Origin of the sequence: Enterobacter sp. SENG-6 (assembly GCF_001605945.1) — a bacterium.
In the GTDB taxonomy this organism is placed as follows: domain Bacteria; phylum Pseudomonadota; class Gammaproteobacteria; order Enterobacterales; family Enterobacteriaceae; genus Enterobacter; species Enterobacter cloacae.
The window spans coordinates 95444-115247 of record NZ_LOMM01000077.1 but is presented as its reverse complement, the minus strand read 5'-3'; the positions used below and the strand labels follow the sequence as shown (position 1 = coordinate 115247).

The window sequence follows — 19804 nt, the reverse complement described above, 5'->3', positions numbered from 1 at the left end:
AAACACTATGGGCTCGCCGCTTTCCAGACAATTAACGCAACGCTTTTTCCGTTATCTCGCCATCACCAGCCAGAGCGATGCAAAAGTCAGTACTCTCCCTTCCACTCCGGGCCAGCATGAGATGGCGCGGGAACTGGCGAAAGAGCTGACACAGCTGGGCTTAGACGACATTGTCATCGATGAATTTGCCACGGTCACCGCGGTAAAAAAAGGCAATGTGCCCGGCGCGCCGCGGATTGGATTTATTACCCATATTGATACCGTTGACGTGGGATTATCACCGGATATTCATCCACAAATATTAACCTTTAATGGTGAAGACCTCTGTCTGAATAAAGAGAAAGAGATCTGGCTTCGCGTCAATGAGCATCCGGAAATTCTGGCCTATCCCGGCGAAGAGATTATTTTCAGCGATGGAACCAGCGTATTAGGCGCAGATAATAAAGCCGCCGTGACTGTGGTGATGACCCTGCTGGAAAACCTGACGTCGGCGCATCAGCATGGGGATATCGTGGTTGCGTTTGTGCCGGATGAGGAGATTGGCCTGAAGGGGGCAAAAGCGCTGGATCTGAAGCGCTTCGACGTTGATTTTGCCTGGACGATTGACTGCTGTGAGCTGGGCGAAATTGTCTATGAAAACTTTAACGCGGCGGCGGCAGAAATCCGTTTTACCGGCGTCACCGCGCACCCCATGTCTGCCAAAGGCGTGCTGGTGAACCCGCTGCTGATGGCGACGGATTTTATTAACCATTTTGACCGCCAGCAAACCCCGGAGTGCACCGAGGGGCGTGAGGGCTATATCTGGTTCAACGGCATTCAGGCCGGGCAAAACGAGGCCATACTGAGAGCGAATATCCGCGACTTCGATCAGGCAAGCTTTACCGCCCGTAAGCAGCAGATTGCCGACGTCGCGGCGCTGATTGCCGCCCGACACCCCACCGCAAAGGTGGAGTACCAGATTGAGGATACCTACAGCAATATCAGCAATGCGATTGGGGAAGATCGCCGGGCCATTGACCTGATGTTTGCGGCAATGGAATCCCTTGGCATCACCCCCAAACCCACCCCGATGCGCGGCGGAACAGACGGCGCGGCGCTTTCAGCCAAAGGGTTGTTAACCCCGAACTTCTTCACCGGCGCGCACAATTTCCACTCACGGTTTGAGTTTCTGCCGCTGTCGTCGTTCGAGGCCTCTTACCACACAGCCCTGCAACTCTGTATGCTGGCCGCCCGTTAAGCGGGTTTACGTGCCAGCAGGGTCGCGAAGCGCAATTTGATGCGGTTGCCGTTCTCGTCGGTGCGATGCAGTTCGCCGGGATCTTCGTTGTACTTAAGCAGATCCCAGCCTTCGTAATAGTGGCTCAGTTCGCCGGTTTTGAATGCAAACGGGAAGCCGACGGTACAAGGATAATCCGCAGTATCCATGGCGGCCACAATCAGGTTGTAACCGCCCGGTTTCGTGCAGCGCTGCATATTGGCGATCAAACCAGGGATGGTTTTCGCTTCAAGGAACATCAGCACCACGGTGGAGAGAATGAAATCGTATTCCCCGTCAAAGCTCAGGCTGTTCAGGTCTTTGATCGCCGTCTGCAGATTCGCTATCCCTTCCGCCGCTTTAATGCGTTCGATGTTATCGATGCTCATGGGGTTTTTATCCCACGCCGTCACATCGTAACCGTTAGCGGCCAGGTAGAGGCTGTTGCGGCCATTGCCGCAGCCGAGATCGAGCGTTTTACCGGGCTTAACGATCTCTGCGCTGTACAGCACCTCTGAATGGGTACGGGTGAGTCCATATTTCTCGGTGAAGTAGTTTTCGTCGACAGCCATTATTGTTCCTCAGATTGCATAAGCCGTGCTTTCTCAGTGCGCACCAGAAGTTTGCCCTGTATCAGCAGGATGAATGTACGAACCAACAGCATCCCAATGATGAAGTTAGTGAAGATAAAGAGCGGCACGGCAATGGCGTGGAAAAAGCCTGACGCGCTGCTGTGCCCCAGATGCAGACCGGTGGTTGCCAGTGCCGACACGCCAAACGAGAAGCTCCAGAACGATGCGTTAAACGGCTGGGACATGTACCACGGCAACAGACGCAACATAAACAGCAGTTGCAACAGGCCATAACCGAACAGCATTTTGGCAAAGGTATCGGCTTCCCCACCGTTGACGCTAATCCAGGCGCTACAGGCAACCAGCGCCGGGGCCAGTTGAATACCCAGCGACGTACGCAGTGCGGTGGGCAGTTCACCCGCGCTGCGAAGGCGCTGGAGAATAACCGGTTCCAGGCTGAGCCAGGAAAAGACGCCTGCGCCGAGGAAGACTAACCCTGCATCGTTAAACCCCAGCGCACCACACGCCATCGCGCTGATAAAATTGTTTGCCACCGTAGGCAGATATAACCCCGGCGTTGTCGCCTCCTGAGGATGGTTACCGCGCCATAGCCCGGCGCTTTGCCAGGCGGCATAGGCAAGCTGCACCACCACGCCCACGGCAAACAACACCAGCGAAACCGGGCGGTACCAGGGGACAAACCCAATGGCAACCAGCATCGTGGTGGCCGGAAAAAGGCTGACAAAGCTGCTCATCACCGGGTGTCGCATTTCCGCCAGCACGCTACGCGGGAAACGCACCGCGCGCGTAATAAACGCCACCGTCAGTAAAAACCAACATACCACCGCAAGGGCAACCAGCCCCTCACCCGGCCAGCGCGTAACTGGCCAGAGGGTGCTGGCGTATCGCCAGGCGAACCCCATGCCGATAATGCCAAGGACCATGCCAAAATAACCTGCGGGCAGGTTAAGTACCTGCCGGGTTTCATCATTTTTATTCATTAATTTTAAAATTTAAAATGTATTTGAAATGCCATTTTAAGGTGTTTCCGCCTCGGATGCCAGCACAACGCAAAGCTGAAAGTTTGCTACGTTTAGTGAAGACGCTTACCAGGGATAACACGATGAAAAAGTATCGGCTCAGCGATGAAACCCGGCTCTGGCACTGGAAAAACGGCGAAACGCCCCACTCGGCTACGTTAAAGCAGATTATCGCCACGACAGATTTTAATGACGTCGTCGCCGGGACGAAAGGCGGCTGGATTGAAGATGAACGCGCCTTGTCTCAGGAGGGGAACTGCTGGATCTACGACGAAAACAGCGTGGTCTTCGCCGGTGCGACCGTCTCCGGTAATGCCCGTCTGACCCTGCCGTGCGTCGTCAGCGACCATGCCCATATTAGCGGCAACAGCTGGCTGGACGGGGCAAACGTGAGCCATGGGGCGCGAATAAGTGACAACGTCACCATTCAAAACTCCACCGTACGGGGGGAATGCCATATTTTTGGTGATGCCCGGGTGCTGCATAACAGCATGATTATCGCCGCCAAAGGCTTAACCCCAGACCAGGAGCAGATCCTTAAAATCTACGACAACGCGACCGTCAGCCAGTCGCGCGTGGTGCATCAGGCGCAAATCTACGGCGAGGCCATCGTCAATTATGCGTTTATCGAGCACCGTGCCGAGGTGTTCGACAAGGCGATTCTTGAAGGGAACGATATCAATAACGTCTGGGTCTGCGACTGCGCAAAAGTGTACGGCAACGCGCGCCTGATTGCCGGATTCGACGACGATGCCATCCCTACCGAGCGCTACAGCTCTCAGGTGGCTGAGAATGCGGTGGTGGAAGGCAACTGTGTAATTAAACACCACGTACTGATTGGCGGTCAGGCGTGGCTACGCGGCGGGCCGATCATGATTGATGATAAGGTCGTGATTCAGGGACGGGCGCGGATCAGCGGCGACGTACTGATTGAGCACCACGTTGAAATCACCGACGATGCCGTCATTGAGGCTTTCGACGGCGACAGCATTCATCTGCGCGGCGAAAAAGTGGTTAATGGCGAGAGTCGAATCACCCGCACGCCCCTGCTGGGCGCGCTATAGGGGGAAGATACCGGGATAATTTCGGATTTTGCTGCGGTTATTGCCCCTCACCCCAGCCCTCTCCCAAAGGGAGAGGGGGCCGTCTGTGCAGGCATGATTTATGGGGATCCCTCAGCCCAAAGGGAGAGGGAATCGATCGTTAACGCATTACCCGGTCGTCAACGTAATTACGTTTGTCCGGCGCTGGCGGGAAATACTGATACAGCCAGGTTTCACTGATCGCATCGCCCTGACAGCGCAGGAACAGGCGCATGTCCACCGGCTCCGTCGAATCGGACGTTGGGTACCAGTCAAACAGAATGCGGTATCCGTCAAACGGCTCAACGTAGAGGATTTCAACCTGCTTCGCCTCACCGCTGGAGAGCGTGATCACCGGCTCAATCCCCTTCGGCGCGGCCGCTTTCAGATCGCCGCCGACAAAATCGATAGCGAAGCGGCGGGCCCACACTTTCGGGTAGTGTTCACCTGGCGCCCAACCTTCCGGGAAGCCACCCATACCGGTACGCGTCGCGAAGACGTTGGCCAGCGGGGAACGCACCGGCGGCATGGCGCTCCAGTACAGGCGATATTTGAAGTCCAGCTCATCGCCCGCTTTGACCGCTTTTTCCGGCTGCCAGAAGCAAACCACGTTATCCAGCGTTTCACCCGTGGTCGGGATCTCCATCAGGCCAACCGCACCTTTACCCCAGTCGTTACGCGGCTCCACCCACAGGCTTGGGCGTTTGTTATACCAGCCCATCACGTCCTGATAGTGGGAGAAATCCCGGTCAAGCTGCAGCAAACCAAACCCTTTCGGGTTTTTATCGACAAAGGCATTGAACTGCAGTTTCTGCGGGTTGTTCAGCGGACGGCAGATCCACTCGCCGTTACCGCGCCACATGGCCAGACGGTCGGAGTCATGGATCTGCGGATGAATGGTGTCGCACATACGGCGCTCGTTATTGCCACAGCTGAACATACTGGTCATCGGCGCGATACCGAGCTGTTTGATGTCTTTACGCGCATAGAGATGGTTTTCCACTTCCATGATCACCTGGCTCTTCTCGCAGTGGATCACGAACTTATAGGCACCGGTAATGCTTGGGCTGTCCAGCAGCGTATAGACGGTAAAGGTGGTGTCGCCCGGTTTGACGGTTTCAAACCAGAAGGCCGTAAAATCAGGAAACTCTTCCGGCGTGTCGGTAAAGGTGTCCACCGCCAGACCACGCGCCGACAGGCCGTACTGGTAAGTGTCATCCACCGCACGGAAATAGCTCGCGCCGAGGAAAGAGACAATATCGCGACGCGCCAGCTCAGGTGCTTTGAAGGCGCGGAAGCCAGCAAAACCGAGGTCGCTCTGCCCTTCCAGCTGTTTGGTATCTACCCCGGTATCCCCGTAGCTGAACAGCTCCGGGCGGAAGTGGATCTCACGCGCCTGAGAGGTCGACTGGTCCAGGGAGAACATCCGCACGCGGCGGCGGAAGCCCATCCCCATGTGGAAGAACTGCACGTCAAGCTGACGGCCTTCAATGTTGTTCCACAGGGACTGCTTTTCATCGTACCGGATGGCGTTATAGGCCTGCGGCGTCATGGTTGCCAGCGTTTCCGGCAGCGGACGCGGCGCACCACCCCACGGGGTTTTCGCCAGGTCATGGGCCATGGATTGCAGTACGGAGAAGTCAAAACGACGGCTCTGGCCATCAGCGATGTCAGAGTCAGCGGCATAGGCCGCTCTGGAGAACAGTGAAGCAAGGCCAGAAGTGCCGCTCAGGGCTGCCATTGCCAGCGAACCTTGTAAAAAACGTCTGCGATTCATGCCTGGAAAAACGTCCTTATGGTCGTGTGAATGTGTTTCGCGCTCGGCGAAATGACGGCAAGAAAGAACGCACAGCCTAAACAAAAACGGTTAAGAATCCAATTGTTGGCCGGTGATTATATGAGCAAAGTGAGAAATATTTTCTGTCGACCAGAACGGCCCGAAAGTGGTGTAAAGAAAGCCTGGAAAGTGTGAAGAAAAATGCCCCGGTGCGACATCGACAACCGGGGCGAAATGAGGTGGTTATTTTACGCTGACATCGATACCCGGGAAGTACTTATCAGCGAGTTTTGCGATCGTGCCGTCGGCACGAACTTTATCAATCGCGGCATCAAGCTGCTTTTTGGTGGCCTCATCCCCTTTGCGCAGCCCAAAGCCGATCCCGCTGCCGAGGATGGTGTCGTCAGACACCGGTTTGCCGATAAAGCCAAACCCTTTCCCCTGCGGCTTGCTCAGGAACCCTGCCTGCCCGGCCGCGGACATCACCAGCGAGGCGTCGATGCGGCCATTCAGCAAATCGCCCCACGCCATATTCTGATCTTTATACGACACTACCGTGACACCCTGCTTTTCCCAGTGCTCTTTGGCATAGGTTTCCTGAATGGAACCCTGCAACACGCCAATGGTTTTGCCCTTCAGCCCTTCAGGTGTCGCCTCTACTGCGGTTCCGGCCTTGCCCACTAACTGCGAGGGGATGCGGTAGATAGGTTGGGTAAAATCAATACTTTTGCGCCGCTGTTCGGTGATGTTCATCGCCGAGTTGATGGCATCAAATTTCTTCGCCACCAGTCCCGGAATCAACGCATCAAAGGATGTTTCCACCCAGGTGCATTTCAGCGCTGCGGCTTTGCAAATGGCATTCCCCAATTCAACGTCAAACCCTTCCAGCTCGCCGGAGGCATTGCGGCTCTCAAACGGTGGATATTCCGCTTCCAGCCCGTACCGCAGTTCGGTGGCCGCGAATGACGAAAACGTACACAGCAGTCCCATGCCGACAACTAACGCGCGTAATTTCATCTCAAACTCCTTAGCGTGGTTTAACCCGACACAGGGCCTGGGCACCTGCCCGTAACGTCGCCTCATCTTTGGCAAAAGAGAGACGAATCAATTTATTGTCCGTACCATCCGTATAGAAAGCGGATAGTGGAATGGTCGCGACACCGCACTCAACGATCAGCCGTTTCACCATCTCACTGTCGGGCTCGTCGCTGAATGGGCTGTAATCCGCCAGCAGGAAGAACGAGCCCGCACTCGGCAGCAGTTTAAACGGCGACTCAGCCAGCAGAGTTTGCAGCAGATCGCGCTTGCGCTGATAAAACGGCGCCAGCGACAGCCAGGTTTGCGGATCGGTCATATGTTCGGCAAACGCATGCTGCATTGGCGTATCGGCAGAAAACATCAAAAATTGATGCACTTTACAAATCTCTTCCATCAGTGCCGCCGGTGCAACACAGTACCCCACGCGCCATCCGGTAACGTGATAGGTTTTTCCGAAGGAAGAGATAATGACGCTACGCTCCGCCAGCTGCGGATGTGTAGCCATACCGTGGTGCGGCTCATCGTCAAAAACGACGTGCTCGTACACTTCGTCAGACAAAATAATGATATCGGTATTGCGCGTCACGGCCACCAGCTGCTGCAGGTCATTCGCGGAGAACACCTGCCCGCTTGGATTATGTGGCGTGTTGATGATGATCATACGCGTTTTGGGGGTGATGGCCGCGCGGACCTCATCCCAGTTCACGGCAAAATCCGGCACCGTGAGTTTGATGGCGACCGGGGTGGCGCCCTGAAGGCGAACAATCGGCGCGTAGCTATCAAATGACGGTTCGAAGTAGATCACCTCATCGCCCGGATGCACCAGCCCGCTGATGGCGGAATAGAGCCCCTGGCTGGCACTGGCGGTAACCAGCACCTCGCGCCCCGGGTCATACGTGGTGCCGTAAAGGGTGGCAATTTTCTCCGCGATACGCTCTTTCAAAGGCTGCAGGCCGGTCATCGCGGCATACTGGTTATGCCCTGCCTCCATTGCGCGGGTTACGCCCGCAATCAGTTTCGGGTCGCAGGAAAAATTCGGTGCGCCCTGAGAAAGATTGATGGCGTTGTGCTGAGCAGAAAGCTGGCCGATTACGGTAAAAATGGTGGTACCCACATCCGGTAATTTGGAACGGGTTTGTACCGCGGTCTTCAGGGTCATCATTTATCCTTCTCATGGGGATTGCATAACTATTCAAACAACAACGCCGTTGCCGGGACAATCGAATTGTTGTCATAATAGCCATGAGAAAAATGCATAGCTGAGGTGTTTTTATGTCGCGCCGTTCGCTCCCGCTCAATGCCATCGACGCCTTTCTGGTGACCGCGCGTCACCTGAATCTCACCCATGCCGCCAGAGAGCTTTGTCTGACTCAGGGGGCCGTGAGCCGTAAAATCGCCGCTCTGGAAGCGTGGTTTGGCTTTCCGCTTTTTGAGCGCCACGCGCGCGGGTTGCGCCTCTCTTCCCAGGGTAGCGCCCTGCTGCCGGAGCTACAATCCGCTTTCGAACAGATGCTGAACGTGGCCGTTCGGGCCCGCACCCAGCATACGGTGATCCGGCTGAAAGCGCCTACCTGCGCCATGCGCTGGCTGGTGCCGCGCCTGCTGGAGGTAGAGCGCGAGCAGCCCGATCTGCAAATCGCGTTGACCACCACCACCGATCATAACGTCAACTTTAAAACCGAATCCTACGACGCCGCCATCGTGTTTGGCACGCACATGAGCGCGGGCGATCTGCTGTTCGAAGAGGCGTTAACTCCGGTGCTCAGCCCGCTGCGGGCGGGGACTGGACTGGGTTCATTAACCTTTCTTCACCCGACACGGGATAAAACCGACTGGTCACTGTGGCTGGCGAAACAGGATGAGCCGGGCGTTGTTATGCACAAAAATCAACACTTCGACACGATGGATCTCGCCATTACGGCGGCCATTCAGGGGCTGGGCGTCGCCATCGCCGATGAAACGCTGGTGGAAGAGGACATCCGCGCAGGAAGGCTGGTGCGGCCTTTTGCGACCAGCATCAAAACCGGTGCGAGCTACCGGCTGGTGCTGCGCGAAGCGCCAGGCACGGAAAACGGCCTGGCCGCGTTTCGCGCCTGTTTGCTTAATCGAGGTTAACGTGGTGCTTCATCACCCGTTTAAAGAGGCTCATGCGGGCGCGCATAAAGCGGTTTTCAAGCTTAAAACCTGCATGCTTATTCACACCAATGCGTAACAGGACGTCACGCCCTTTACGGCAGGCTGGCCAGTGCGTCGGCCCAGGCAGGCTGTCACGATGCCCCGCATCGCGGGCAAAACTCACCCAATAGTCGGCCACGTGGGCGGCGAACTGTAAATCACGCGCGTTCACATACTGCCGTGAAGGTTCCACCTCTCCGAGCGTATCAAACACATACGGCACCTCGTTGCCGTGCCAGGCACCGTTGATATAGGTGGCGTGCTCCGCTTCGGCCACATAGTCAAACCAGTAGCGCCAGCACGGCGCGCCGACGCGCTGCTGGGCCTGCATCACCACATAGCCCATGGTGGTGAACGCCATATCCCGGCACACCTGCCTTCCCAGCTCTTCATCGCCTTTCACGCCTGGATAGAGCAGCTTGATCAGCCCCAGACCAAAGCGCCGCTCCCGGCGGAGCTTCTGAATTTGTCCGGCGAGATCGATGCCAAACACCGCCATTACGCTCGCCTCGTCGCTGTTGGAGCCAATCATGATGGGGACAGGCTGCTGACGGGCGGCAAAGAAGACGTCCAGCATCGGCTCCGGGAGAACACAATCTCCGGCAACAGGGGCCGGGGCGATATTCAGCGGTGCCGTTAACGGCCAGAACGACTCAGGTGGAATAGCACGCAACTGCTCCGCTGTCGCGTTCTCCAGCCCAAAATGCGCGGCCAGCGCTTCCCCTTTTCGCAGGGCCTGCTCGCGCGGGGTATCCGGCAAGGTATAGCCACTTTGCACAATCGCTTTATGAAATAACCCTTTCGCCAGCGGCGAGGCCAGCAGCGACAACACGCTGCGTGCGCCAGCTGATTCACCAAACAGCGTGACGTTTTCGGGATTGCCGCCAAACGCGGCGATATTGTCCCGCACCCATTCGAGAGCGGCGATCTGATCCAGCAGGGCAAAATTGTGCACCACGCGATCTTCTTCCCCCTCCAGCGCAGGATGGGCGAAAAAGCCGAGATGACCAAGACGGTAATTGAGGGTGACCACCACCACGCCGCGTTCCGCCAGCGCCCTGCCGTTATAGGGCGGTAACCCACCCGCGCCGAGCGTGAACCCACCACCGTGCAGCCAGACCATCACCGGCAGCGGCTCAACGCGGTCAACGGGCGACCACACATTAAGATAAAGACAATCCTCTGAAAACTGTCCGGGATCCCCGCCACCCAGCTCCTGGCAATATTCGCTGCTTTGCCAGCTTGAGGCGGAAAACGCCGTTGCCGTGCGAACCCCATCCCAGCGTTCGGGCGGTCGCGGTGAGCGCCAGCGCCAGTTGCCAACGGGCGGTGCGGCGTAGGGAATGCCGTACCACGCCTGAACAGTATTATCCGTAAAACCAGCCAGTGCGCCGTAGCGCGTTTCAACCACAGGGGCGGAGGGATATTGCATAACTACCTTCTTTTTCCATCACACCCCTGAAGAGTAACGATTTCAGAGCAAACCGCAACGCTGTTTGCTGCGGGTTTCCGCCTCCTCGTACAGTGCGAACTCGTCATAGACCGGGCAGCCCAGCGCCGCTTCGAAGGCATCCCGGCTGGCGTTACCGTGGCTGCGCGCCTGGGTTTCATTCCCGAGATTGGACTGGAAAATCCCTGCGGCGCTGACCGGCAGGAAATCTTCATAGGTGATCGGCTGGGCAACCACCCACCCGCGTTCAATTAACGGCTGCGGATCGTCGCCCGGACGAAACGCATGACGATGCGCTTCACCCGCTGGCGTCAGGCGATAGCGGAAATACGCCAGCTCCTGTCGGCGCATCATCAGCTCGCTGTCCGGGAAGGCGCTGAACACTTCACGCAGATGAAGCTGATGGGTCAGGTTGTCTTTACCGGTGCCGGACTCGGCGAGCAAACTGTCATAAAGCTCGCGACCTTTCGGCGTCAACGCCACCCCGCGCTGTTCAATTTCACCAAAGCGCGCGGTATGGGTGCCTTTATGTTCCCCGGCAAACAGCACCGGCTCTTCCAGCGCCTTGAAGCTGGTCTGACGCAATAACACCGGCACCTCGCGGCGCGGCGGCCCTTCAATCAGAATTTTGGGTTCAATGCCGTACTTCGGCATCAGCTCCTGCACCCGGTCAATATCCAGCGTGCGTGGCGTAAGGTGGTTGATGTGGCATCCCGGGAAACAGACCACATCCGCAATCAGGCGATGCTCATTATGCAGCGCCAGATAGGTCTCCTGATCGACCGTCGCATGACGGTGCCAGCGGAAGGTTTCTAACGCTTCCTGAACAAACTCCCGCGCCTGCGCCTCGGTGAACGCCCCTTCTTTTTCGTGCAGTTCGATGAGCGCCAGGCAGCGCGGCGTAAAGATGTTGCGGTGAGAGAGGATCTCCGCCGCCCGCTCGCGGAGGGCAACGTTCTCAATCAACTCAAGGCGCAGCAGTGAGGTAAAGATACGAAACGGGTTACGGCACAGCGCCGCATCATCCACCGGGCGAAATGCCGTCGAGTGAACCGGAACGCCCGCCTGAGAGAGATCATAGTAGCTGACCGGGTACATGCCCATGATGGCAAACATACGACGTAAAGTAGAAAGCTCTTTTGCGGTGCCAACGCGGATAGCCCCGTGACGCTCCACATTCAGGCGCGCCAGCTCATCTGCATTCGCCAGTTGTTCATGTAAGAGTGGATTGTTTTCCAGAACCGCCAGGTTTACGTCCGCGACCAGCTCAAGCAAGGTGCCGTACTGCGGAACTTCCTGCTGGTACATCGCCGACATAGCCTGCGAAAAATGTTCCCGAATATCATCAGCCGTGATGGTGTTCGCCATGGTGTCATGCCTCCAGTGAATATTACCTGGAGTGTAGAGAAACCCGTTCCTTCCGGGGGGAAGAATTTACGATTTGTGATCTTACGACGACAGTGGTCAAACCGTGTGCTGCCCGAACCTGTCGCGGCCGTACCAGGCCCCCTTCCTTTCCCCCCGGCCCGTCGTCCAGGAGTTTCCTTATAATTAATGATTATTCTGTTTTCTAGCTATAAAGGAGTAATTTTGGAGGCCATCCCGGCTAAAAATTGAACGAAATTGTGGCGCTACAATTTTTATCCTCACCTTTCAGGTTTTTAGCGGCAACTTAGGATTAATCCGAGCATTTTTTTACAAGTCCTTCCCACTCATCCATATTTTTTCGCCAAACGAAGCGTAAACCCACCAATATTTTTAAATAACGCAACCGTGAATGGCGAAACGCATTTGACGCATGCCGCACAGCGTCTAAAGTTATTACTCGAACGACGAGTGATACGGAATATTTCTGTATCGTACTGACATAACCAATATATGACTATGAGGTTTAATATGGCAGAGCATCGTGGTGGTTCCGGTAATTTCGCTGAAGACCGTGAAAAAGCATCAGAAGCTGGACGTAAAGGCGGCCAGCACAGCGGCGGTAATTTCAAAAACGATCCGCAACGCGCATCTGAAGCAGGTAAGAAAGGGGGTCAGAATAGTCACGGCGGAGGCCGTAAATCTGATAACTCCTGATTTTATTAAGCTGTCTCAGTAATACCAGAGAGCATGCTGCGGGCCGAAAGGCTCGCAGTTCCCTTAACGTTTTAACCGGAGCAAAATATATGAATATGAAAAGTATCGAGGATGTTTTTATTCATCTACTGTCCGATACCTACAGCGCGGAAAAACAGCTCACCCGAGCCCTGAGCAAACTTGCCCGTGCCGCCTCCAGTGAAAAGCTCAGCGCGGCTTTCACCGCCCACCTTGAGGAGACGCAGGGTCAGATTGAGCGTATCGATCAGATTATCGAACAGGAAGACGGTATTAAGCTTAAGCGAATGAAATGTGTGGCAATGGAAGGCTTAATTGAAGAGGCCAATGAGGTCATCGAAAGCACAGAAAAAAATGAAGTCCGTGATGCAGCATTAATTGCCGCTGCGCAAAAAGTGGAACATTACGAAATTGCCAGTTACGGTACCCTTGCCACATTAGCAGAACAACTTGGCTATAAAAAAGCCGTTAAACTTCTTGCCGAAACACTGGAAGAAGAAAAAGAAACCGATCTTAAACTCACCGACCTGGCCGTAGGAAATATTAACCAAAAAGCGCAAAAATGACGCTATAACACAGGTTAAATATAATGAGCATCAGTCCCAGGACAATTAAACGGTGCCATTTAACGGCAGCTATAATATGGTTCATTCTTGCTATCCCTTCCGTAATATGGTGGAAGAATAGCGTACTATGGGTCATTATCATCAGTATTTACGCCAATATTGTCGGCCATTTATCTGGCTACAGTGCCGCACGTGCCGATCAGGCTGCTGAAAGTGAGACCAAATAAGCGAACCTATAATGAGGAACGAAATATGAATCACGTAGAACACTATCATGACTGGCTACGCGATGCCCATGCAATGGAAAAGCAAGCCGAATCAATGCTGGAATCGATGGCCAGCCGTATTGAAAATTATCCTGATGTTCGCGCCCGTATTGAGCAGCACCTTAATGAGACAAAACGGCAAATCACATTGCTGGAGGAAATCCTCGATCGTAATGATATTTCTCGTTCGGTTTTAAAAGACTCGATGAGCAAAATGGCTGCGCTCGGCCAGTCCATCGGCGGTATGTTCCCGTCCGATGAGATTGTTAAAGGCTCCATCAGCGGCTATGTTTTCGAACAGTTCGAAATTGCCTGCTACACCTCCCTGCTGGCCGCGGCCAAAAAAGCGGGCGACACCGCCTCTGTACCCGCCATCGAGACCATTCTTGCCGAAGAGCGCGAGATGGCCGACTGGCTAATTCGTCATATTCCGCAAACGACGGAACAGTTCCTGCTGCGTTCTGATGCATCAGGTGTCGAAGCGAAAAAATAAACCACAGGAGAGTGTATGTTTCGACACGTCAAACAGCTGCAATACACGGTTCGCGTTGCTGAACCGAATCCCGGCCTCGCCAATCTTCTGCTGGAACAATTTGGCGGGCCGCAGGGTGAGCTGGCGGCCGCCTGCCGCTACTTCACCCAGGGCCTGAGTGATGACGATCCTGGCCGTAAAGATATGCTGATGGATATCGCGACCGAAGAGTTGAGCCACCTTGAAATCATCGGGACGCTGGTCGGCATGCTGAATAAAGGAGCCAAAGGCGCGCTGGCGGAAGGGGTAGAGAACGAAGCCGAGCTGTACCGGTCCATGACCGAAAACGGCAACGACAGCCATATCACCTCCCTGCTCTACGGCGGCGGTACCCCGCTCACTAACTCTGCGGGTGTGCCCTGGACGGCGGCCTATGTTGATACCATTGGTGAACCCACGGCGGATCTGCGCTCGAACGTGGCCGCAGAGGCGCGGGCAAAAATCATCTATGAGCGTCTGATCAACGTGACAGACGATCCCGGGGTGAAAGATGCACTGGCGTTTCTGATGACGCGAGAGGCGGCGCACCAGCTCTCCTTCGAGAAGGCGCTTCAGTCTATTCGCAATAATTTCCCGCCGGGGAAATTGCCGCCAATCGAGGAATTCACCAACAAGTACTACAATATGTCTGAAGGTGGCGAGGTCCGCGGAAGCTGGAACAGCGATAAGCATTTCGACTACGTTGAGGCCCCCCAACCTGCGGTTGACGGTGGAGACGGGAGTGCAAGCGTGACGCTCTCGACCGAACAGGCTACGCTCGTTAAGGCGATGTCTGCTCGTACAAAATCCGATCCGAACGCCGACCCGTTAACAGGTGCCGAGCTAGGCGCCGGTAAGAAAAAACCGTAACCGGTTTTGCCAGGCAGCTCCCGCTGCCTGGTAATTCTCGTGCCCCATCGTTCCAGAGGTACGGACCATGTTCGAACTCGACGCGTTTCATCTGGCGAGAATTCAGTTCGCTTTTACCGTCTCGTTTCATATTCTCTTCCCGGCGATCACTATCGGGCTTGCCAGCTATCTGGTGGTGCTCGAAGGGATGTGGCTGCGTACCAAAAACGACGTCTGGCGCTCCCTGTACCATTTCTGGCTCAAAATATTTGCCGTCAACTTTGGTATGGGCGTTGTGTCCGGGCTGGTCATGGCCTATCAGTTCGGCACCAACTGGAGCGGGTTCTCTCAGTTTGCAGGCAGCATCACCGGGCCATTGCTGACCTACGAGGTATTAACCGCTTTCTTCCTGGAGGCCGGTTTCCTCGGCGTAATGCTGTTCGGCTGGAACAAGGTTGGACCGGGACTGCACTTCTTCGCAACCTGCATGGTGGCGCTGGGTACGCTAATGTCCACCTTCTGGATCCTCGCCTCTAACAGCTGGATGCACACTCCGCAGGGCTTCACCATTGAGAACGGTCAGGTGATCCCTGAAGACTGGCTGGCCGTCATCTTCAACCCCTCTTTCCCGTACCGGCTGATTCACATGTCCATTGCCGCATTCCTGTGCAGCGCACTGTTTGTGGGCGCGTCGGGAGCCTGGCACCTGCTGCGCGGCAACGACACGCCCGCCATTCGCAAAATGTTCTCGATGGCTATGTGGATGGCCCTGCTGGTCGCCCCCATTCAGGCCGTAGTCGGGGATATGCATGGCCTGAACACGCTTGAACATCAGCCTGCCAAAATCGCCGCCATCGAGGGGCACTGGGAAAATCCGCCAGGGGAAGCCACCCCGCTGCTGCTGTTTGGTCTGCCGGATATGGAAGAGGAGCGCACCAAATACGGGCTTGAGATCCCGGCCCTCGGCAGCCTGATCCTTGCCCACAGTCTGGATAAACAGGTCCCCGCGCTGAAAGATTTCCCGAAAGAAGATCGCCCGAACTCCACCATCGTCTTCTGGTCGTTCCGCATCATGGTTGGCATGGGGCTGTTGATGATCGCCCTCGGTGTCCTGAGCCTGTGGTTACGCTATCGCCACCGGCTGTATCACTCGCGCCCGTTCCACTGGTTTGCTCTCTGTATGGGGCCAGCCGGTCTGCTGGCGCTGCTCGCAGGCTGGGTAACCACCGAAGTGGGTCGCCAGCCGTGGGTGGTCTACGGCTATCTGCGCACCATCGACGCGGTCTCTCTGCATAGCACGCTGCAGATGAGCATCAGCCTGCTGGCCTTCATCGTCGTTTATTGCTCGGTGTTTGGCGTGGGCTATGTCTACCTTGTGCGTCTGATTAAGAAAGGACCACAGCCGGTGGACACGCTAACCTCAAACACCTCGGGCACTCCCGCCCGTCCGCTGTCTGCCGCTGAGTCTGTTCCGGAAGAGGAGAGAATCTGATGGGCGTCGATATCTCGGTTATCTGGTTTGCCATCATCGTCTTCGCCACCCTGATGTACATCATTATGGATGGCTTTGATTTGGGGATCGGTCTGCTGTTTAACTTCGTGGGCGATGCTAAAGAGCGCGACGTGATGGTGAACAGCGTGGCCCCCGTCTGGGACGGCAACGAAACCTGGCTGGTGCTGGGCGGCGCAGGGCTGTTTGGCGCCTTTCCGCTGGCCTATGCGGTGATCATCGATGCGCTCACCATTCCGCTTACCGCCATGCTGATCGGTCTTATCTTTCGCGGTGTCGCCTTTGAGTTCCGCTTCAAAGCGACGCCCTCTCACCGCCAGTTCTGGGACTATGCCTTTGCGGGAGGCTCGCTACTCGCCACCTTCAGCCAGGGCGTGGTGGTCGGCGCGGTGATCAACGGTTTTGAAGTAGAAGGCCGACGCTACGTGGGGTCTGCCCTCGACTGGCTGACCCCCTTCAACCTGTTCTGCGGTATCGGGCTGGTGGTGGCCTACACGCTGCTGGGCACCACGTGGCTTATCATGAAAAGCGAAGGTGCACTGCAAAACCGCATGCGCGAACTGACCCGCCACGTGCTGCTGGCGCTGATTGTCGTCATCGCGGTGGTGAGCATCTGGACGCCACTCGGCTGGCAGTACGTGGCCGAGCGCTGGTTTACCCTGCCTAACTTCTTCTGGTTCCTGCCGGTGCCTCTGCTGGTGGGCATATTTAGCCTGTGGATCTGGCGCTTGACCCGCAACCCGGCCAGCCACGCGCGTCCGTTCCTGTTGACGCTTGGGCTTATCTTCCTCGGTTTTAGCGGACTGGGCATCAGCCTGTGGCCGAACATTATTCCGCCGCGCATTAGCCTGTGGGATGCCGCGGCCCCGCCCGCCAGCCAGCTCTTTATGCTGGTGGGGACATTACTGATTATTCCGGTGATCCTGGTGTACACCGCCTGGAGTTACTACGTCTTTCGGGGAAAAGTTTCTGATACAGAAGGTTACCACTGAGGTGCAGGATGGCAGGATGGCATACACGGGCCATTATTTATCAAATTGATACGGCACTGTTTTACGATTTAAACGGCGATGGCTGCGGAGACATCGCCGGAATAACGGCCAAGTTGCGATATATACGCCGCATGGGGGCGACAGTAATCTGGATCACTCCGTTTTACCTTACCCCTTTTCTGGACGAAGGGTATGACGTCAGCGACCACCTGCAGGTCGATCCCCGGTTCGGCAAACTGGCGGATATCATCGCTTTTATTGAGCAGGCACGTGAGCTGGGGATGCAGGTCATTATCGAGCTGTTGATCCAGCATACGTCGGACGCCCACCCCTGGTTTCAGGAGGCCCGGCGCAACCCGAAATCCCCCTTTCGCGACTATTATCTGTGGTCAGATAATGACGATGACGATACGCCTCCGATGTTCCCCGGCGTGGAAAAGAGCATCTGGACATGGGACGACGAGGCGGGCCAATACTACCGACATATGTTTTATCGCCACGAGCCTGATCTCAACCTCACCTCACCTGCGGTAATTAAAGAGATAGAGAACATTATCCTCTTCTGGCTTAAGCTCGGCGTATCGGGATTCCGTCTGGACGCCGCGTCGCATCTCACCACCCAGGCCGGAGGTGGTGACGAGAAAAAGGGGCTGTGGATCCTGGAGCACTTGCGCCGCCTGATTACCCAACATAACCCGCAGGCGATCCTGCTCGGTGAAGTTGACGTAGAGGTGGAAGCCTACAAGGACTATTTCGGCAATAACGACCGCCTGAATCTGGTGCTTAACTTCTGGCTTAACAAATATTTCTACGTGAGCCTTGCCAGGAAAAGCGCCCGCCCGCTGCGCAACGCGGTGAAGAAAATGATCGTCCCACCGGATTCCTGCTGCTTTGCCAACTGGCTGCGTAACCACGACGAGCTGGATCTGGAGGGGATCGTTAAAAAGGATAAACAGTTCGTCCTCGACACGTTCGCCCCGGATGAAGAGATGAACGTGTACCAGCGTGGGATCCGCCGTCGCCTGGCGCCGATGCTGAATGGCGACCAGAAGCGGCTGGCGCTCTGCCACGCCGTGCTGTTCTCCCTGCCCGGGGTGCCCGTTATGCGCTACGGGGATGAAATCGGCATGGGTGATGATCTGGATTTAGAAGAGCGTTACGCCGTGCGTACGCCCATGCAGTGGGCGCCCTCTCAGGGCGGTGGCTTCTCTGACGCAGACCCGCAGAGCTTTATCGCGCCCATCATTGACCATGGGCCCTATCGTTATCAGAAAATTAACGTGGCGGATTCGCTGTTGCACCGCAACTCGCTACTGCACCGGATTATCGATATCGCCAACACGCGGTCTGAATTCCCGGAGATTGCCGTGGCGCCGTTTCATCTTATTGCCATCGATAATGATGCAGTGCTGGGAATTTACTACGAGGCTGAAGATCGCAGCATTCTTACCTTTGTTAATTTCAGCGATAAACCGGTGACCTTCACCGCCAGAGGGATCCGCCACGCCACCTGGACTGCCTGTCTGGCAGACAAACGCTACGAGGATGCGCTCGTCTGCGGCAAAACCGTTGAGCTGAATATAGGCGGCTACGGCTATCGCTGGTTCTGGACAAACCGTAGCGCGCTGCGCTGACTACTTTTTGCGGCCGCGCATCAGGCGTGTGAGCACAATCCCTGCGACGGCCAGGGAGCCCAGCAGCACTTTCCCGGGCGCGCCAGAGGAGACGGCGCTGGCGCGCGTTTTCGCCTCAGCAGAGAAATGGCCGTGGATTTTGTGCAGGTCGTTGACCGGCTGGTCGAGGTAATCCCGCCGGTCTTCTGCGTTCAGGGTGTCGGTCATCTGCCCTTCCCAGGCCTTTTTCACCATCAGGCGGTCAAGAAAGCCGGGGAAGAGGAACTGGCCGACAATCGACTGGATGGTACTGCTGCCCACCCACAGCTCGCGCACCGGTTTTTGCGCCACCCTGAAAATGGCACTCGCGGCCACTTCTGGCTCAAACACCGGCGGAACCGGGCGCATCGCCCAGGCAAACTTATTCCGTGCCCATTCAAACTGCGGCGTATTCAGCCCCGGCATCTGGACCATGGCGAGCTGCACCCGGCTGTTCTCATGCATCAGCTCGGTACGCACCGCATCGGTAAAGCCCCGGATCGCGGCTTTGGCGCCGCAGTAGGCGGACTGCAGAGGAATGGAGCGGTAGGCCAGCGCGGAGCCAACCTGAATAATTACGCCCCGATCGCGCGGCACCATCAGTTCCAGCGCGGCACGGGTACCGTTCACGTAGCCAAGGTAGGTGACTTCTGTGACGCGGCGAAATTCATCCGGCGTCATGGTCCGAAACGGCGCCAGCACCGCCCCCATGGCATTATTGACCCACACATCAATCGCCCCAAGGCGATACTCAATTTCGTTGGCGGCATCCACCACCGCCTGACTGTCGGCCACATCCGCCTGCACGGCCAATGCATTGACGCCAAAACGGCGTAGCTCTTCCTGGGTCGAGTGCAGGCTTGTCTCCTCGCGCGCAATAATGCCCACATCGTAGCCCGCTTTTGCAAAGTGCAGCGCCGTGGCTTTCCCCACGCCCGCCGTCCCGCCAGTAATGACCATCACAGCCAT

At 56.2% G+C, this 19804-nt stretch carries 19 protein-coding genes; 11 read left to right on the top strand and 8 right to left on the bottom strand.

The window, feature by feature from the left end; all coding sequences use genetic code 11:
- Window positions 1-7: 7 nt before the first annotated feature.
- Entirely contained in the window at window positions 8-1237 is a 1230-nt protein-coding gene (gene pepT / locus AX755_RS23070) for a peptidase T (protein ID WP_062857535.1), read from the top strand.
- On the opposite strand, the gene tehB is transcribed toward pepT, so the two are convergent.
- Window positions 1234-1827 (bottom strand): tellurite resistance methyltransferase TehB, encoded by a 594-nt coding sequence (tehB, locus tag AX755_RS23065; protein ID WP_013096650.1) that lies wholly within the window; start codon window positions 1825-1827, stop codon window positions 1234-1236. The genes pepT and tehB overlap by 4 nt on opposite strands.
- A complete protein-coding gene (gene tehA, locus AX755_RS23060; RefSeq protein ID WP_013096651.1) occupies window positions 1827-2828 on the bottom strand; it encodes a dicarboxylate transporter/tellurite-resistance protein TehA in 1002 nt (333 codons plus the stop codon). Before tehA ends, tehB begins: the two co-directional genes overlap by 1 nt.
- A 122-nt stretch (window positions 2829-2950) precedes the next feature.
- Between tehA and ydcK the strand changes: the two genes are divergently transcribed.
- Window positions 2951-3931: a YdcK family protein gene (gene ydcK / locus AX755_RS23055; RefSeq protein WP_062857534.1), complete on the top strand. Its 981-nt coding sequence runs from the start codon at window positions 2951-2953 to the stop codon at window positions 3929-3931.
- 139 nt (window positions 3932-4070) lie between these two features.
- Here the strand turns inward: ydcK and AX755_RS23050 are convergent, their stop codons facing one another.
- From AX755_RS23050 to AX755_RS23040, 3 genes are all read right to left on the bottom strand, one after another.
- Window positions 4071-5726 (bottom strand): glucan biosynthesis protein D, encoded by a 1656-nt coding sequence (locus AX755_RS23050; RefSeq protein ID WP_013096654.1) that lies wholly within the window; start codon window positions 5724-5726, stop codon window positions 4071-4073.
- Between the two features lie 243 nt (window positions 5727-5969).
- Window positions 5970-6743 (bottom strand): ABC transporter substrate-binding protein, encoded by a 774-nt coding sequence (locus AX755_RS23045; protein WP_014831878.1) that lies wholly within the window; start codon window positions 6741-6743, stop codon window positions 5970-5972.
- Window positions 6744-6753: 10 nt separating this feature from the next.
- Window positions 6754-7923 carry a pyridoxal phosphate-dependent aminotransferase gene (locus AX755_RS23040; protein ID WP_062857533.1) on the bottom strand — a complete coding sequence of 390 codons (1170 nt, stop codon included), beginning with the start codon at window positions 7921-7923 and terminating at the stop codon, window positions 6754-6756.
- A 113-nt stretch (window positions 7924-8036) separates the two neighbouring features.
- Here AX755_RS23040 and AX755_RS23035 point away from each other — a divergent pair, with 113 nt between their 5' ends.
- Window positions 8037-8879 (top strand): LysR family transcriptional regulator, encoded by an 843-nt coding sequence (locus AX755_RS23035; protein WP_062857532.1) that lies wholly within the window; start codon window positions 8037-8039, stop codon window positions 8877-8879.
- Here AX755_RS23035 and AX755_RS23030 read toward each other — a convergent pair.
- Complete coding sequence (locus AX755_RS23030; protein WP_038980629.1) at window positions 8866-10371, bottom strand: carboxylesterase/lipase family protein; 1506 nt, start codon at window positions 10369-10371, stop codon at window positions 8866-8868. The genes AX755_RS23035 and AX755_RS23030 overlap by 14 nt on opposite strands.
- Before the next feature lie 42 nt (window positions 10372-10413).
- On the bottom strand, window positions 10414-11757 hold the full coding sequence (hglS, locus tag AX755_RS23025; RefSeq protein WP_020688588.1) for a 2-oxoadipate dioxygenase/decarboxylase HglS: 1344 nt from the start codon (window positions 11755-11757) through the stop codon (window positions 10414-10416).
- A gap of 528 nt (window positions 11758-12285) precedes the next feature.
- On the opposite strand from hglS, the gene AX755_RS23020 reads away from it, so the two are divergent.
- The 8 genes from AX755_RS23020 to AX755_RS22985 all read left to right on the top strand — a co-directional run bounded on the left by AX755_RS23020 (window position 12286) and on the right by AX755_RS22985 (window position 18817).
- Window positions 12286-12471 carry a general stress protein gene (locus AX755_RS23020; RefSeq protein WP_004150795.1) on the top strand — a complete coding sequence of 62 codons (186 nt, stop codon included), beginning with the start codon at window positions 12286-12288 and terminating at the stop codon, window positions 12469-12471.
- Between the two features lie 89 nt (window positions 12472-12560).
- Window positions 12561-13055 (top strand): YciE/YciF ferroxidase family protein, encoded by a 495-nt coding sequence (locus AX755_RS23015; protein WP_014831873.1) that lies wholly within the window; start codon window positions 12561-12563, stop codon window positions 13053-13055.
- Window positions 13056-13078: 23 nt separating this feature from the next.
- Window positions 13079-13282, top strand: coding sequence for a hypothetical protein (locus AX755_RS23010; RefSeq protein ID WP_013096662.1), 204 nt, complete (start codon window positions 13079-13081; stop codon window positions 13280-13282).
- A gap of 25 nt (window positions 13283-13307) precedes the next feature.
- Window positions 13308-13814 carry a ferritin-like domain-containing protein gene (locus AX755_RS23005; RefSeq protein WP_013096663.1) on the top strand — a complete coding sequence of 169 codons (507 nt, stop codon included), beginning with the start codon at window positions 13308-13310 and terminating at the stop codon, window positions 13812-13814.
- Window positions 13815-13829: 15 nt separating this feature from the next.
- Window positions 13830-14702 (top strand): manganese catalase family protein, encoded by an 873-nt coding sequence (locus AX755_RS23000; RefSeq protein ID WP_020688584.1) that lies wholly within the window; start codon window positions 13830-13832, stop codon window positions 14700-14702.
- Between the two features lie 67 nt (window positions 14703-14769).
- Window positions 14770-16173: a cytochrome ubiquinol oxidase subunit I gene (locus AX755_RS22995; protein ID WP_062857531.1), complete on the top strand. Its 1404-nt coding sequence runs from the start codon at window positions 14770-14772 to the stop codon at window positions 16171-16173.
- Complete coding sequence (cydB, locus tag AX755_RS22990; RefSeq protein WP_029883802.1) at window positions 16173-17183, top strand: cytochrome d ubiquinol oxidase subunit II; 1011 nt, start codon at window positions 16173-16175, stop codon at window positions 17181-17183. Before AX755_RS22995 ends, cydB begins: the two co-directional genes overlap by 1 nt.
- Window positions 17184-17191: 8 nt before the next feature.
- Window positions 17192-18817, top strand: coding sequence for an alpha-amylase family protein (locus AX755_RS22985; RefSeq protein ID WP_062857530.1), 1626 nt, complete (start codon window positions 17192-17194; stop codon window positions 18815-18817).
- Here AX755_RS22985 and AX755_RS22980 read toward each other — a convergent pair whose 3' ends face one another.
- Window positions 18818-19804 carry an SDR family oxidoreductase gene (locus AX755_RS22980; protein ID WP_020688581.1) on the bottom strand — a complete coding sequence of 329 codons (987 nt, stop codon included), beginning with the start codon at window positions 19802-19804 and terminating at the stop codon, window positions 18818-18820.

Coding starts and splice junctions, on each gene's coding strand:
- pepT (WP_062857535.1), top strand. CDS start 8: ATGGGCTCGCCGCTTTCCAGACAATTAACGCAACGCTTTTTCCGTTAT.
- tehB (WP_013096650.1), bottom strand. CDS start 1,827: ATGGCTGTCGACGAAAACTACTTCACCGAGAAATATGGACTCACCCGT.
- tehA (WP_013096651.1), bottom strand. CDS start 2,828: ATGAATAAAAATGATGAAACCCGGCAGGTACTTAACCTGCCCGCAGGT.
- ydcK (WP_062857534.1), top strand. CDS start 2,951: ATGAAAAAGTATCGGCTCAGCGATGAAACCCGGCTCTGGCACTGGAAA.
- AX755_RS23050 (WP_013096654.1), bottom strand. CDS start 5,726: ATGAATCGCAGACGTTTTTTACAAGGTTCGCTGGCAATGGCAGCCCTG.
- AX755_RS23045 (WP_014831878.1), bottom strand. CDS start 6,743: ATGAAATTACGCGCGTTAGTTGTCGGCATGGGACTGCTGTGTACGTTT.
- AX755_RS23040 (WP_062857533.1), bottom strand. CDS start 7,923: ATGACCCTGAAGACCGCGGTACAAACCCGTTCCAAATTACCGGATGTG.
- AX755_RS23035 (WP_062857532.1), top strand. CDS start 8,037: ATGTCGCGCCGTTCGCTCCCGCTCAATGCCATCGACGCCTTTCTGGTG.
- AX755_RS23030 (WP_038980629.1), bottom strand. CDS start 10,371: ATGCAATATCCCTCCGCCCCTGTGGTTGAAACGCGCTACGGCGCACTG.
- hglS (WP_020688588.1), bottom strand. CDS start 11,757: ATGGCGAACACCATCACGGCTGATGATATTCGGGAACATTTTTCGCAG.
- AX755_RS23020 (WP_004150795.1), top strand. CDS start 12,286: ATGGCAGAGCATCGTGGTGGTTCCGGTAATTTCGCTGAAGACCGTGAA.
- AX755_RS23015 (WP_014831873.1), top strand. CDS start 12,561: ATGAATATGAAAAGTATCGAGGATGTTTTTATTCATCTACTGTCCGAT.
- AX755_RS23010 (WP_013096662.1), top strand. CDS start 13,079: ATGAGCATCAGTCCCAGGACAATTAAACGGTGCCATTTAACGGCAGCT.
- AX755_RS23005 (WP_013096663.1), top strand. CDS start 13,308: ATGAATCACGTAGAACACTATCATGACTGGCTACGCGATGCCCATGCA.
- AX755_RS23000 (WP_020688584.1), top strand. CDS start 13,830: ATGTTTCGACACGTCAAACAGCTGCAATACACGGTTCGCGTTGCTGAA.
- AX755_RS22995 (WP_062857531.1), top strand. CDS start 14,770: ATGTTCGAACTCGACGCGTTTCATCTGGCGAGAATTCAGTTCGCTTTT.
- cydB (WP_029883802.1), top strand. CDS start 16,173: ATGGGCGTCGATATCTCGGTTATCTGGTTTGCCATCATCGTCTTCGCC.
- AX755_RS22985 (WP_062857530.1), top strand. CDS start 17,192: ATGGCAGGATGGCATACACGGGCCATTATTTATCAAATTGATACGGCA.
- AX755_RS22980 (WP_020688581.1), bottom strand. CDS start 19,804: ATGGCTGTGATGGTCATTACTGGCGGGACGGCGGGCGTGGGGAAAGCC.